Consider the following 13,553-nt stretch of genomic DNA (forward strand, 5'->3'; position numbering starts at 1 on the left):
AGGATTATACAAAACCTAACGAATTAACATCGTGTTGGTTTTAATCATAGAGCGGCCCGTAATTCGAGCAGGCACGGAAATCCGAGCTCTCCAAATCATCGGTGCCGTGGGCAGCCCACGATGAGGGTCGGAAGACACGATCTTCGCTGACGTTGTGCATATAAACCGGAATACGGAGCATCGATGCCATGGTAATGAGATCGGCGCCAATCAGGCCGTAACTCATCACACAGTGGTTCGCGCCCCAATTGTTCATCACCGAATAGGTGTCACGGAATGCGCCCTTACCAGTCAGATTTGGGCAGAACCATGTGGTTGGCCAGGTCGGATTTGTACGTTCATCCAAGGTATCGTGAACTTCCTCGGGAAGTTCAACGGTGACGCCCTCGGCAATTTGAAGCGCTGGGCCGAGTCCCTTGACCAGGTTCAAGCGAGCGATCGTCGCCGGCATGCCGCCCTTTGTGGCATAACGGGTGCTCCAACCACCGCCGGGGAAGTATTCGGTCACTGACGGGTGCCAGGTCGTTGCATCCAAACAGGCCTGCACTTCGTCATCTGTGATTTCCCAGAATGGCTTCATCGCAGGTTTTCCGTCCTTACTCATCTGGCCAGTCCCATCCAGAGCGGCCGGGCCGGAGTTGATCAAGTGAAGCAAGCCGTTGGCTGCCGCACCGGAAAGATCGTAACCGGAGACGCGCTTTACCGCATCAGGAGACCAGTAAGTGCGCAAGTCGGCAAAGATCTGCGCTGTATTGGTCAGCAAATGACCAAACAACATGGTCACGGCATTCAGGGCATCATTCTCTGTAGCAAACTGATAAGGAGGACGTTTACCGTTCCAATCGAAGGAGGTCGTAAGAATGGCTTCCATAAAATCACCATTCGGGTAGTGGTCGGTCCACTGCCGCTGTCCTTGGAATCCTCCGCAAATAGCATTGCGGCCCATAGCCTCCTCGCCGTAGCCCAACTCAGCAAGCTTTTCATTACCCACCATCATATCGCGGGCAATGATGGCCATCTTGATCGAGGTTTCCCACTCGGAATCAAGCTGCTCACGGGAACGGGTGGTTTCGGGAGTATTGTAATCCTTGCCTTCAGGGCAGTTTTCCTTCACCCAGGCAAAGGCCTTGTCATATTCCTCCTGATCATAAATCCCCCGCTCAAAACGCCGGGCCAACTCAGTCATATCGACAGCTTCAACACGGATACCCAGGTAATCTTGGAAGAACTCGGGATCGACAACCGATCCGGCAATCCCCATGGAAGTTCCACCAAGGGAAAGATAGGATTTGCCGCGCATCAAAGCCACGGAGATACCAGCACGGCAAAACGACAGAATCTTGTGAGCCACATCGTCGGGAATACTGGTATCGCCGGCATCTTGAACATCACGTCCATAGATACCGAAGGCCGGCAAGCCTTTCTGAGTGTGTCCTGCAAGCACGGCAGCGAGATAAACGGCCCCCGGGCGCTCGGTCCCATTAAATCCCCACACGGCCTTCGGCGTGTGCGGGTCCATATCCATGGTTTCGGATCCATAACACCAGCAAGGTGTCACCGTCAGGGAAACCCCAACATTTTCACGCTTAAATTTATCCGCACAGGCTGAGGCTTCAGCCACTCCCCCGATGCAGGTATCGGCAATCACACACTCAACCGGTGAACCGTCCGGGTAGCACAGGTTTGCCGAAATAAAAGCGGCAGCTGCTTTGGCCTGGTTCATCGTTTGATCTTCCAGGGACTCACGCACACCACGGCGGCGACCATCGATGGTTGGGCGAATGCCAATCTTTGGCATGTTCTCTTTATTGAATACAGTTTTCATAGGTTGATAGTTTATTGGTTAGATTGAAAACGACTTTTTCATGCCGTTGAGATTGTTTAGGTTTTTGATGTTAGTTGGCAAAACCGCAGATAAGCATGCGCCCACTCATCTGATGGTTGCGGGGTGAAGGTTTTTGTGTCCATGGAATCGGCGACCAACTGACGCCCAGCCGCCACATTGGGCAAGGCACCGGTGGCCACCATCTGCATCATAATATTCCCGCAGGATGTCGCTTCCACAGGTCCGGCAACCACGGGAACCCCCAAGGCATCCGCGGCGGACTGCATCAACATGAGGTTCTTCGTTCCTCCCCCACCGGCGTTCAGACAGTCAAATTGCTTGCCTGTCACTTGTTGCAAGGACTCCGCAACCTGACGGTATTTCAACGCCAGACTTTCATTGATCACGCGTAAAATGGTTCCCTTGTCCTCTGGCACCTCTTGACCGGTCTTCCGGCAATACTCACGGATTCTCTCAGGCATATCCCCGGGAGAAGCAAATTCAGGGGCATTCGGATCAATAAATGCCGAAAAGGCCTCGGCTTCATCAGCCAAACGATCCAATACCTCGAAGCGTGTATCCTCACCCTGTTCCTTCCAGTGACGGATACTCTCCTGAGCCATCCACATCCCAGCGACGTTGTGCAGCAAACGCGTTGTCCCCTCAACACCTCCCTCATTGGACAAGCCAGCTTCGAAGGCCTCGGCGCTCGTCACCGGACACTCTGACTCCACCCCGATAATCGACCACGTTCCAGAAGAAAGCCACAAGCCACTTTGCGTCATCGGTAATCCGGCAACAGCACAGGCCGTATCGTGCCCGGCCGAAGCGACCACCTGCATGCCGGAGTGAACCCCGGTCCGTTCAACCACACTCGGATGAACCGGCCCCAGCACCGTCCCCGAAGGAACAATCCTACCAAACATCTGGCGAGGCAATTCCAAAGCATCAATCACATCCCAGGCCCAATCCTCCTCACTAGGGTTATACAACTGGCTCGTGCTGGTGATTGTACGCTCATTCGCTTGCTCACCACTGAGCCAGTAGGCCAATAAATCCGGAGTAAACAAAAGGCGATCCGCAATATCCAGCCCCGGATTGCCTCGCATCCGCTCCGCCAATAAATGTAAACTGGAATTGTAAAAGGCAGCTTGCACCCCGGTCTTGGCATACACCTCCCGCAGCGGCATCCGCTTCTCCAATTCTGCCTGCATCCCCTCAGTTCGAGGGTCCCGGTACTGTCGATGCCCACCCAGCATGTTGCCATTTCGATCGAGCATCGCATGATCGCAGCCCCAGCTGTCCGCAGCGATGGAAACGATCGCATCACCAAACAGATCCACAGCTTTTCGTATCCCCTCCTGAATCGAGCTAAAAAGCTGCAAGGTATTCCAATGACAGGCGCCATTCAACTCCACACCATCGTTGGAAAAACGATGCACTTCTTCCAGCTCCAGCTTGGAGCCATCATACTTTCCAGCCACCAGCCGACCAGAACCAGCTCCCAGATCTATTGCGAGATACACTTGCATACCTTTACTATGTTGGATTTATTTGGGTTTATTTGGTTTTCCAAGTCAAGCAGAGATCACATCGACTCCCACATTTTTTACAGCCTCCAACACAAGCGGGTCAGCGCCCTTGCTCGTGATCAGAGTGGAAAGCTGGGAACAATCGGCGAAAAAGAAAGCTGAACACTGTCCAATTTTTGTTGCATCTGCGAGAAAACAAACATCTTCCGCACATTCGATGACATGCTCTTTAAATGCAGCCTGCCGCGAATTCCCCTCACTGACACCGCGCTGTAAGTCCAGACCGTTTCCAGAAAAAAACATCCGGTGAATATTGTACCGGAGTAGCGTTTTTTCTGCAGCAGCCCCGATAAACGAACGCGACCGTGCCTCATACAGCCCGCCGGTGCTCACCAGATCCACCTGCTCCATCCCCCCGACAGCAGACACCACATCATGGGCATTGGTCACCACCGTGATCGGAAAATCCGGCAGATACTGCGTGATCGACAACGCGGTGGAACTGGCATCGATAAAAATCGTCTCCTTCGGCTGAATCCTCTGGGCTGCCGCCTTGGCAATCTCGTTTTTCGCCTCCCGGTTCATCAGTTGGCGCTCAGTCAGCGACAACTCGCGAAGCGCCCGCTTCGGCGGAATCGCGCCACCATGAGTCCGCACTAAAAACCCCTGATTCTCCAAGACTTCAAAATCCTTCCGAATGGTCTCGTCCGTCACGCTGAGCAACGAAGCAATCTCTTTGGTTCGAACTGAACCTTGTTCAGACAAGGTTTTCAGTATTTGATGGTGACGTTCTGCAGCTAGCATAATTCTTTGAATAGTTGGACTTTTTAGGGAAATTCTTTGTTTTTCGTTGACTTGTCAATAAAAAGCTGGGAAATGTGCGTTGTCAGCCAACAATTTTCATGTCAGCTCCACAACAAAATAACACACCACGCGGCGTAATCGAGCATATGGTCCGCGAGCAGGTCTACAAGGAAATGGGCCTTCCTCTCCCTCCCCAGGCCAAAGCGCCAAACGGGTTGGTCGTCAACATCAGTGCCCGCCATTGCCACCTCACCCAAGAGGCCGTCGAAGCCCTCTTTGGCCCGGGCCACCAACTCACCCCGATGAAGTGGCTCTATCAGGAGGGTGCCTATGCCGCCAAAGAATCAGTCACCCTGATCGGCCCCCGTAGCCGCGTCATCTCCAATCTACGCATCCTCGGCCCCTGCCGCGACCTCAACCAGGTAGAACTGGCCTTCACCGACGCCATTGCACTCGGATTCGACGTCCCCATCCGAATGTCCGGAGACGTTGCCAACACCCCGGGCTGCATGCTGATGGGACCAAACGGCTATTTTAAAATGGATGAAGGCGTCATTCGGGCTCAACCCCACGTTCACATGCACCCCGACGACGCCACTTTCTACGGAGTCCAACACCTCGACAACATGAAGCTCAAGGTTCACGGCCCCTGCGCCACAACCTTCGACAACATTGTGGTCCGCGTCGACAAAAGCTTTAACCTCGAAGCCCATATCGATACCGACGAAGGAAACGCCTGTGGACTCAAACCCGACACCTTCTGCGAACTCATCAAATAAGTCCGCAAACACGCATCAACAAACAAACAATCAACTACAAACCAACTAACATACCATGAACAAAGCCCTAGGAATGATCGAAACAAAAGGCTACGTCGGCAGCGTCGAAGCAGCTGACGCCATGTCCAAAGCCGCTGATGTCGACATCGTCAAGCAAGTCCAAATCGGTGCAGGATACCTCACCATTCTCATCCAAGGAGACGTCGGCAGCGTGAAAGCAGCCGTCGATTCCGGAGCAGAAGCCGCCGGACGCGTCGGCGAACTCGTCAGCGCCCACGTCATCGCTCGCCCAGCACCCGAACTCCTCAAACAGTTCGATATCTAAGCCCACCCCAACTGTAACCACCAACCAATTCATATTATGGCCAAACAAGCACTCGGAATGATCGAAACCGTCGGTCTGACCTCACTCGTCGAAGCAGCTGATGCTGCCATTAAAGCCGCCGATGTCACCATGACCGGCTGGGACAAAATCGGTTCCGGACTCGTCTGTGGATTTTTCGTCGGTGACGTTGCCGCCGTGAAAGCGGGCATCGAAGCCGCCGCCGAAGCCGCCTCACAAGTCGGCGAAGTCAACTCCACCCTCGTCATCCCCCGCCCTCACGAAGAACTCGGACAAATGGGCCCCTGGATTTCCTAGGGTAGGACAGGTTTTCAACCTGTCGCCATCCCAAGGGTCCCCAGGAGTCCCAAGGAACTCAACAGCCACACTCCTATCCACCCGCAACGGCAACCACCATGCACATCCTCATCGCCAACCTCGGCTCCACCTCATTCAAGTACCGGCTCTATCAGATGAACGGTCAGGATGAGTGCGTCCTTGCCTCGGGTGGCTTTGAACGGGTGACCGACTACGCTGAGGTTATCCAGCAGGCGCTCGCCGAACTGGTTGACCAAGGCCATCTCAAAAGCATCGAAGACATTGATGCCGTGGGATTCAAAACGGTGCTTGGAAAAAACCTGAGTGGATGCGTGGATGCCGATGAGAAGGTGATTGCAGCGCTTGACGGCTTCCGTGAGGTCGCTCCGGCGCACAACCCACCCTATGCAGCAGGAATCAAACTCTTCCAAGAGCTGCTCCCACAGTCCCGCTTGGTCGCACTGTTCGAAACGGCATTCTATCAATGGATTCCCGAATCGGCATCGCGATACGCCGTACCTCAATCGTGGTATGACGCTGGCATCCGACGCTATGGTTTCCATGGGGCCAGCCATAAGTTTGTGGCGGAGCGCTCGGCAGAGCTCATGGGCCGTGAGGACGTTGCCGAGGTCGTTCGCAATCTGTATCAGGACGGACCTCGCACCCTGAGCGGTAAACCGCTCCGTGTGATCTCCTTCCATCTGGGAGGCAGCAGCTCCGTCACAGGGATCCGCAATGGCGTCGCCGTTGGAACCAGCATGGGGTTCTCACCTCAAAGTGGCCTCCCCCAAAACAACCGGGTGGGTGATCTCGATTCAGGAGCCATCCCTTTTGCCATCAAAACCTTGGGCATCAGCATGGAGGAAGCCGAGCAGACATTGACCAAAAAATCAGGACTACTCGGCGTCTCAGGAGTCAGCAATGACCTGCGAGATATCCGTCAAGCCGCCGCAGGGGGCAACCCGGATGCGCAACTGGCACTGGACCAACTGATCCACTCAGCCAGACAATGGGCGGCCAGCTACCTGTTCGACCTTGGCGGGCTTGATGCCCTGGTCTTCACTGCGGGAATCGGAGAAAACAACGCCTGGTTACGTGAAGCCATCTGTGCGGATCTGGAAGACTTCGGCGTTGAAATCGATGTCGATAAAAACAACGCCTGCCAAGCTCAGGAAGCCATCATCAGCAGCGACCAATCCAAAGTAAAAATCATCGTCATCCCGGCTAACGAAGAACTCGTCCTTGCCCGGGAAGTGACTCGAAAAATTTCATAACAAACCATTCTAACCAAACAACATTATGACCAAACAAGCAATCGGAATCCTCGAAACCAAAGGCCTCACCTGCCTCGTCAACGGCACAGATGCCATGCTCAAATCCGCCAACGTCACGCTGGCCGGACCCATGCGCCAAATTGGCAGCGCCATGTGCAACATCGTCATCCAAGGTGATGTCGCAGCCGTCAAGGCCGCCATTGATGCTGGAGCCGCAGCAGCCAGTCAAACCGGAACCGTCCTCAGCGCCCATGTGATTGCACGCCCTGACGCAGCCATCGAAGACATCCTTCCCAAGGTTGCCAAAGCTGCCGGACGCGCCAAGAAGTAAACATTCATTCCTTTTGGTCAACGGACGCGGATTCCCAATGGGCTCTCCGCGTCCGGAATGACCGAACAACAGCCAAGCTCACATCCATGTTCCTCGCAGAAGTCATCGGCCACATTGTGGCGACAAAAAAAGACGACAGCATGCAGGGTAAGAAGCTCTTGCTTCTGCGCCCGCAACTGGTCGATGAAAACAACCCGACCCAGTTCCGCAACGGAGCCAACACCATCGTTGCCGTGGATAATGTGGGTGCGGGAGAAGGTGAACTTGTGATGTTTTGCCAGGGCAGCTCAGCCCGCCAGGCCGAAGGACTCAAACCCCTCCCCGTTGATGCCGCCGTGATCGCCATTGTCGATACCGTCAACGTGCTCGGCAAAAAAATCTACAACTGCCACTAATCAGCCTTTTTTTCCCAGATGAAAACCATCGATCAAGAAGCCCTTCGCAACGTCGTGGAAAATGTAATCCAGCGATTGCACACCCAACCAACGACAGCCCAAGCGGCTCCCCCCGCAAGTTCAGCAAGCGTGCCCACGCAAGTCCCCCAACCGGCAGCGACCAAAGATGAGTCCTGCGGATGCAACAAGGCACCTGAAACCGGCGGCAAACACGGTGTGTTTTCCCGGGTTTGCTACGCAGCCGAAGCCGCTCATGGAGCCTTCCTCGAACTCAAGGAACTCGGAGTCGAAGGCCGCTCCCGCGTGATCGAAATCGTCAAAGAACTCTGCGTCTCCAATGCTGAAGCCTGGGGGAAATTTGAACTGGAAGAAACCAAGATCGGACGACTCGACCACAAAATTGAGAAACTTCAAATCGTCGAACACGTTCCTGGCGTAGAGTGGCTGCGGCCCGATGCCATGAGTGGAGACTATGGCATCACTCTGGAAGAATACGCCCCTTTCGGTGTGGTGGGAGCCATCCTCCCCGTCACCCATTCCGTGCCCACCCTCACCGGCAACATCATCAACATGGTGGCCGCCGGCAATGCCGTTGTTTTCAACCCTCACCCCGGGGGAGCGAAAAGCGCCGCGCTGGCAGTCCGCGCCTACAATGAAGCCATCGAACGCGAACTCGGCATCGACAACCTGATTTGCACCATCGAAAAACCATCGATCGAAACCTTCGAAAGTATCTGTAAAAATGACAAAATCTCACTGCTTGCCATCACCGGTGGCCCGGCAGTGGTCGAAGCCGCCATGAAATCAGGCAAGCGCTCCATTTGTGCTGGCCCCGGCAACCCGGTCGTTGTGGTCGATGAATCAGCGGACCTCAACAAGGCCGCTACCAACATCATTGCTGGAGCCGCCTACGACAACAACCTGCTTTGCATTGGAGAAAAAGCGGTCTTCGTTGTCGCCTCCGTTTTTGCCAAATTCGTCCAAGCGATGAAAGACGCCGGAGCCGTCCAGCTCAGCAAACCACAACTGGAAAAACTCACAGCCGTCGCATTCAATATCGAGCAAGGTGCAGGAGGGTGCTCCCAAGCCGTGCTCAACCGCGACCTGATTGGAGCAGACGCTTCCGTCCTCGCCAGCCATGCCGGCGTAAGCGCCCCGGACAGCACCCAGCTCCTCTTTGCTGAAACGGAGGCCGACCACCCCTACGTGCAAAAAGAACAGATGATGCCCATGGTCCCCATCGTCCGGGTCCCCGACTTCAAAACAGCAGTGGCCTTGGCCAAGGAGGCCGAACACGGCTACCGTCACTCCGCCATCATCCACTCGACCAATGTCGACCACATGACCTATATGGCCAAAGCCATGGACACCACCATCTTCATCAAAAACGGATCCTGCGTTGCAGGGCTCGGACTTGGTGGCGAGGGCTACCTCAGCTACTCCATCGCGACCACTACGGGAGAAGGCATTACCACCCCCAAAACCTTCACCCGGATCCGCCGCTGCGTCATGGTCGAAAACCTGCGGATTGTTTAACAGGCATACCTGCCGCCCCAGCGGCAGCAAAAAACTTACTACCTGATAAATTAACTATTAACTGTCCACCCTATGATCCACGCCCAAGTAGTTGGAAAGGCCGTTGCCACAGCGAAACACCCTTCGCTGAATGGCTTCAAAATGCTGCTTTGCCAACAACTGGATGCGGAAGAAAAGGCATCCGGCACACCGTTTGTAGCCATCGACCTCTTCGGCGCGGGCATGCACCAAAAAGTCTTTGTCAGCACCGACGGCATCGAGGCCCGTGGCATTGTGCACGACGACCACTCACCCGCCCGAATGTTCATCCAAGGCGTCATCGACTCCTAAAATCCGCCGCCCCGGCGGCGCAATCATCCCCTATTTCCTAATAACTATTTCCCAATAACTATCCAATGCGTATCGGCCAAGTCATCGGAAAAGTCACCATGCACACCCAGGAGGATTCCCTCACGGGTGCCCGCTGGCTACTGGTGAACCCGGTGGACACCGCTCAACTCAATTCCTGCATCAGCCGTCAACCCGGGCTAACAAGCCAGCCATCACTCGTCGTCTACGACAACCTGGGAGCCGGAGAAGGTGATATCATCGGCTTCGTCGAAGGAGCCGAAGCCACCGCCCCCTTCGAGCAGCCAACACCGATCGATGCCATCAGCCTCGCCATTTTCGACACCCTTCACTACGAGGCCCCCACTCACTAATTTTTACCCAAGCTACCTTTTCAACCATGAAGAAAGTCTACACAGCCAAAGACATCGAAGCCATGCTTAAGCAAGGCACATGCCTGAAGACCATCCCTGCAGGATCCATTCTCACGCCCTCGGCCAAGGATGCCATCCGCGATGCAGGAAAAACCATGCCGAACCTCCGCAGCGGGCCTTCAAGCCCCGCTGTTCGTTCTGCTGCCGGATCAGTCAACAACGACCGCTTTCCGCCACTGCCAGCAGGCATTCCAGCTGTGCCACCCGAGCCCATCGTGCCCAGCATGGAATACCACTGGGTTCCCGGAGGTGACCCTAACACCCCGGAGGAAATCCAACGTTTTTTCCACTCCCCCGAAATCTTGAAACTCAAGGACGACATGGTCCGCACCGCTCACAAAATGTGGGCCCGCAACATGGTCGACGGCAATGGCGGAAACATCACCGTGCGCGTCGGAGACAACCTGGTGCTCTGCACCCCCACCCTGCGATCCAAAGGTGAACTCAAGGCGGACGAAATCGCTTTAATCGATTTAGACGGCAACCAAAAAGCCGGCTGGCGCAAGCGGACGTCCGAGGCCAACACCCACCTTGCCATCATGAAGGTGCAGCCCAAGGCAAAAAGTGTGATCCACGGTCACCCACCCTATTCCACGGCCTTTGCCGTCGCCGGCATCGAGCCCCCGACCTGCCTCTGCTCGGAAGCCGAGATCTTCACCGGAGCTATCAAGCTGGTGGGTTACCACACTCCGGGCAGCAAGGAAATCTGCGACGCCGTCGCCGATATAGCCAAAGACAACCCGGCCATCCTTCTGGCAAACCACGGGGTGATGACCTGGGGAACCGATCCCGAAGACACTTACTGGAAGATGGAAAACATGGAAACCGCCTGCCAAACCGTCTGGGTAGCCAGCCAACTCAACGGCGGCAAACTCCAGAAAATTCCATATGAAAAAATGCAGGACATCTTCGAGATTCGTCGATCCATCGGCATGGAAGACCCACGCGAAGGCATGAAAGAGTGCGAACTCTGCCAAAACGATGAATTCCGGCCCGGCGCCGTCTGCCAGGTGCCCGCCGCCGATGATCCATCCCAACTCAACTCCGAAGCCGAAGTTCTCGTCAAACAACTCACCAACGAGATCATGAATAAAATGAGCTAGAGACTCATCCCTTAGCCGTGATGCGTTAATGGGATGATTACCCAATCATTTCAGGTTACGCAACCTGGTAACGATTCACTGATAACCGATAACTGGCAACCGATAACCGATAACTCAAAACCATGAAAACAACCATCATCGGCGGCGGTGGCCGCGTCGGCTCCAATGCGGCGATCTGCCTGCAGTGCGCCGGCATCGTCTCTGAAATTCAAATCCTGGACGCCAACACCGAACTTGCCGAAGGTGAAGCTCTCGACCTCCTGCACGGAGCCTCCTGCCTGGCCGACCAGCGTATCTACGCGGGCGACTACGAACGGGCGTCCGACTCCGACCTCTTTGTCATCACTGCGGGACTGCGCCGCAAACCGGACGAAAGCCGCCTCGACCTGATCAACCGCAACGTCGGTCTGTTCTCTCAAATTCTCAACAGCATCAAGTCTGCCGGTATGAAAGACGATGCCATCGTCTTTGTCGTCTCCAACCCAGTCGACATCCTGACCCACCTCGCGGTTAGCTACCTCGGACTTCCCAGCAATCAGGTCATTGGCTTGGGAACGATGCTCGACACCGCCCGCTTCCGTTCACTCATCGCCAACGACCTCAATCTGGCCCCGACTCAGGTGAAGGCCCTGATCCTCGGAGAACACGGCGACAGCATGCTGCCCATCTGGTCATCCGCCACCGTCGGGGGACTGCCACTCTCAGGAGTCGATGGCTGTGACGCCAACTACCAACGTCAGATCTTCGAACGCACGAAAAAATCCGGAGCCGAAGTCATTTCCCGCAAGGGTGGCGCTGGTTGGGCCGTTGGCGCCACTATCGCAGAAACCGTTCACTCCATCGCTTTGGATAAAAAACAAATGCTTCCCGTCTCCAGTCTGCAAACCGGCTGCTACGGACTGAAAGACGTCTGCCTCAGCGTGCCCACGGTCGTCGGCCGGGCGGGAGCCGAGCAACATGTCGAAATCGATCTTTGGCCAAAAGAAAAACAAGGCCTCCAAGCATCAGCCAGAGCCCTGCAACAAATGCTCTCCAACATTTCCTAACCAACCTTAATCAAGAGCCTTCCCCAATCGGAGCAAGGCTCTTTTTTTTCTCACCTTCCTGCTATCCACTCTCCCTGCCCGGCACCCACTATAGGCACCCCCTGTGACACGGCACTTCCCATCCAGCGATCCACGCACAGCCATGACACATCAGAAAACACCTGTCGTCCCAAAGAAGCACCTCCTTACATTCATCCTGCTCACCTCATGTTTTGCCGCGTGGGGGCTGGCGAACAACATGACGGACCCGTTGGTAAAAACCTTCAGCCGCATCTTCAGTATGGGACCTGTGCAGTCTGCCTTTGTGCAGTTCTCATTCTACGGCGCCTATTTCTGCCTCGCTCTCCCCGCCGCCTTCATCATCAAAAAGTGGTCCTATAAAACCGGAGTCCTGGTCGGGCTGGGCATGTTTGTCATCGGAGCCTTTTTATTTTACCCGGCCAGCCAATTGATGGCCTTCAATCTGTTTCTGATTTCGATTTTCATTCTCGCTGGAGGACTCTCCATTCTGGAAACCAGCTGCGACCCCTACATCCTCGCGCTAGGTGACGAAGACACCGCCACCCAACGACTCAATCTGGCCCAGTCGTTCAACCCGGTCGGGTCGCTCATCGGAACCGGACTTGCCGCCGCGTTCATCCTGCCAAATATCAACCCCGCCACTGACAAAGAACGCGCAGCCATGCCCGCTGAAGAACTCACGGCAATCCAGCAAAGTGAACTTGCCGCCGTAATGACACCATACATCGGCATGGCCTTCACCCTCCTGCTGCTCTGGTTGATTTTTGCTTTTATGAAGATGCCCAAAGCATCCAAAGAAACATCATCCTTCGACCTCAAGGGAACCTTCGACCGCCTGCTCCACAACAAGCATTACACCTTCGGAGTCATAGCCCAATTTTTTTACGTTGCCGCCCAGATCTGCGTCTGGACCTTCACCATCCACTACATCTCCGCCATTTATGAACATGGCAATGGAGCGCCCCTGACCCGCTTCCTCGAAACCTCAGGACTACTGGGTGTCGTCGATCATTTCGGTTTCGATACCCAGAACTTCGCCGGTGAAAACATGGCCGGCATCTATCATTTTTTTGCACTATTCATCTTTTTGACGTTTCGTTTCATCTGCACCTTGCTGATGAAGCTCATCCGCCCGAGCATCATGCTCACCACGCTTGCCTTGATCGCCATTGCGCTTTGTGTCGCGGTGATGGCCTCGGCCAACCTCAGCAGCGTTCTATGCCTCATCGGCATCTCCGCCTGCATGTCGCTGATGTTCCCGACCATTTACGGCATCGCCCTCCACGGACTGGGAAACGACACTAAAATCGGTGCTGCCGGTCTGGTCATGGCAATCCTTGGCGGGGCCTTGTTTCCCTTACTCCAAGGATACATCCTCAAGATCAGCAGCGTGCCCGTGTCCTACATTGTGCCGCTGGCCTGCTTCATCATTGTTGCCTTCTACGGGTTCTTCGATCTCAGCACCGAACGCAAAGCTCACACCGACGAGCCTGCCGCGCTCTAAAC

At 55.0% G+C, this 13,553-nt stretch carries 15 protein-coding genes; 12 read left to right on the forward strand and 3 right to left on the reverse strand.

The annotated features are described in order from the left end of the window. Positions 1-40 precede the first annotated feature (40 nt). From HW115_RS11260 to HW115_RS11270, 3 genes are read right to left on the reverse strand one after another with little or no spacing between them, the layout of a single operon-like run. Positions 41-1,825 carry an L-fucose isomerase gene (locus tag HW115_RS11260; RefSeq protein ID WP_178932931.1) on the reverse strand — a complete coding sequence of 595 codons (1,785 nt, stop codon included), beginning with the start codon at positions 1,823-1,825 and terminating at the stop codon, positions 41-43. Between the two features lie 56 nt (positions 1,826-1,881). Continuing rightward, positions 1,882-3,357, reverse strand: a complete 1,476-nt coding sequence (locus HW115_RS11265) for a rhamnulokinase (protein WP_178932933.1) — start codon at positions 3,355-3,357, stop codon at positions 1,882-1,884. A 45-nt stretch (positions 3,358-3,402) separates the two neighbouring features. Beyond that, positions 3,403-4,161, reverse strand: coding sequence for a DeoR/GlpR family DNA-binding transcription regulator (locus HW115_RS11270; RefSeq protein ID WP_178932935.1), 759 nt, complete (start codon positions 4,159-4,161; stop codon positions 3,403-3,405). Positions 4,162-4,259: 98 nt separating this feature from the next. Between HW115_RS11270 and pduL the strand changes: the two genes are divergently transcribed. The 12 genes from pduL (at position 4,260) to fucP (ending at position 13,551) form a co-directional block, all read left to right on the forward strand. Next, entirely contained in the window at positions 4,260-4,940 is a 681-nt protein-coding gene (pduL, locus tag HW115_RS11275; RefSeq protein ID WP_178932937.1) for a phosphate propanoyltransferase, read from the forward strand. Between the two features lie 55 nt (positions 4,941-4,995). After that, positions 4,996-5,265 (forward strand): BMC domain-containing protein, encoded by a 270-nt coding sequence (locus HW115_RS11280; RefSeq protein ID WP_178932939.1) that lies wholly within the window; start codon positions 4,996-4,998, stop codon positions 5,263-5,265. A gap of 36 nt (positions 5,266-5,301) precedes the next feature. Then, positions 5,302-5,580, forward strand: coding sequence for a BMC domain-containing protein (locus HW115_RS11285; RefSeq protein WP_178932941.1), 279 nt, complete (start codon positions 5,302-5,304; stop codon positions 5,578-5,580). A gap of 98 nt (positions 5,581-5,678) precedes the next feature. Continuing rightward, the gene (locus HW115_RS11290) at positions 5,679-6,854 is read left to right on the forward strand and encodes an acetate/propionate family kinase (protein WP_178932943.1); all 1,176 of its coding nucleotides are present in this window, start codon (positions 5,679-5,681) and stop codon (positions 6,852-6,854) included. A 25-nt stretch (positions 6,855-6,879) separates the two neighbouring features. Further along, complete coding sequence (locus HW115_RS11295) at positions 6,880-7,185, forward strand: BMC domain-containing protein (protein WP_178932945.1); 306 nt, start codon at positions 6,880-6,882, stop codon at positions 7,183-7,185. An 86-nt stretch (positions 7,186-7,271) separates the two neighbouring features. After that, positions 7,272-7,580: a EutN/CcmL family microcompartment protein gene (locus HW115_RS11300; protein ID WP_178932947.1), complete on the forward strand. Its 309-nt coding sequence runs from the start codon at positions 7,272-7,274 to the stop codon at positions 7,578-7,580. 18 nt (positions 7,581-7,598) lie between these two features. After that, complete coding sequence (locus tag HW115_RS11305) at positions 7,599-9,116, forward strand: aldehyde dehydrogenase family protein (RefSeq protein WP_178932949.1); 1,518 nt, start codon at positions 7,599-7,601, stop codon at positions 9,114-9,116. Positions 9,117-9,188: 72 nt separating this feature from the next. Next, entirely contained in the window at positions 9,189-9,446 is a 258-nt protein-coding gene (locus tag HW115_RS11310) for a EutN/CcmL family microcompartment protein (RefSeq protein ID WP_178932951.1), read from the forward strand. A 65-nt stretch (positions 9,447-9,511) separates the two neighbouring features. Next, positions 9,512-9,817 carry a EutN/CcmL family microcompartment protein gene (locus HW115_RS11315; RefSeq protein ID WP_178932953.1) on the forward strand — a complete coding sequence of 102 codons (306 nt, stop codon included), beginning with the start codon at positions 9,512-9,514 and terminating at the stop codon, positions 9,815-9,817. 26 nt (positions 9,818-9,843) lie between these two features. Then, complete coding sequence (locus HW115_RS11320) at positions 9,844-10,980, forward strand: class II aldolase/adducin family protein (RefSeq protein WP_178932956.1); 1,137 nt, start codon at positions 9,844-9,846, stop codon at positions 10,978-10,980. 122 nt (positions 10,981-11,102) lie between these two features. Then, positions 11,103-12,026 carry a lactate/malate dehydrogenase family protein gene (locus HW115_RS11325; RefSeq protein WP_178932958.1) on the forward strand — a complete coding sequence of 308 codons (924 nt, stop codon included), beginning with the start codon at positions 11,103-11,105 and terminating at the stop codon, positions 12,024-12,026. Positions 12,027-12,168: 142 nt separating this feature from the next. Next, positions 12,169-13,551: an L-fucose:H+ symporter permease gene (gene fucP, locus HW115_RS11330; RefSeq protein WP_178932960.1), complete on the forward strand. Its 1,383-nt coding sequence runs from the start codon at positions 12,169-12,171 to the stop codon at positions 13,549-13,551. The last annotated feature ends 2 nt before the right edge of the window (positions 13,552-13,553 follow it).

The organism is Oceaniferula marina (assembly GCF_013391475.1).
In the GTDB taxonomy this organism is placed as follows: Bacteria; Verrucomicrobiota; Verrucomicrobiia; order Verrucomicrobiales; family Akkermansiaceae; genus Oceaniferula; species Oceaniferula marina.

Bases quoted from the DNA above. Each gene is read 5' to 3' on its own strand.
- HW115_RS11300 (WP_178932947.1), top strand. From the start codon at position 7,272: ATGTTCCTCGCAGAAGTCATCGGCCACATTGTGGCGACAAAAAAAGAC.
- HW115_RS11260 (WP_178932931.1), bottom strand. From the start codon at position 1,825: ATGAAAACTGTATTCAATAAAGAGAACATGCCAAAGATTGGCATTCGC.
- HW115_RS11305 (WP_178932949.1), top strand. From the start codon at position 7,599: ATGAAAACCATCGATCAAGAAGCCCTTCGCAACGTCGTGGAAAATGTA.
- HW115_RS11265 (WP_178932933.1), bottom strand. From the start codon at position 3,357: ATGCAAGTGTATCTCGCAATAGATCTGGGAGCTGGTTCTGGTCGGCTG.
- HW115_RS11320 (WP_178932956.1), top strand. From the start codon at position 9,844: ATGAAGAAAGTCTACACAGCCAAAGACATCGAAGCCATGCTTAAGCAA.
- HW115_RS11295 (WP_178932945.1), top strand. From the start codon at position 6,880: ATGACCAAACAAGCAATCGGAATCCTCGAAACCAAAGGCCTCACCTGC.
- fucP (WP_178932960.1), top strand. From the start codon at position 12,169: ATGACACATCAGAAAACACCTGTCGTCCCAAAGAAGCACCTCCTTACA.
- pduL (WP_178932937.1), top strand. From the start codon at position 4,260: ATGTCAGCTCCACAACAAAATAACACACCACGCGGCGTAATCGAGCAT.
- HW115_RS11280 (WP_178932939.1), top strand. From the start codon at position 4,996: ATGAACAAAGCCCTAGGAATGATCGAAACAAAAGGCTACGTCGGCAGC.
- HW115_RS11310 (WP_178932951.1), top strand. From the start codon at position 9,189: ATGATCCACGCCCAAGTAGTTGGAAAGGCCGTTGCCACAGCGAAACAC.
- HW115_RS11290 (WP_178932943.1), top strand. From the start codon at position 5,679: ATGCACATCCTCATCGCCAACCTCGGCTCCACCTCATTCAAGTACCGG.
- HW115_RS11285 (WP_178932941.1), top strand. From the start codon at position 5,302: ATGGCCAAACAAGCACTCGGAATGATCGAAACCGTCGGTCTGACCTCA.
- HW115_RS11270 (WP_178932935.1), bottom strand. From the start codon at position 4,161: ATGCTAGCTGCAGAACGTCACCATCAAATACTGAAAACCTTGTCTGAA.
- HW115_RS11315 (WP_178932953.1), top strand. From the start codon at position 9,512: ATGCGTATCGGCCAAGTCATCGGAAAAGTCACCATGCACACCCAGGAG.
- HW115_RS11325 (WP_178932958.1), top strand. From the start codon at position 11,103: ATGAAAACAACCATCATCGGCGGCGGTGGCCGCGTCGGCTCCAATGCG.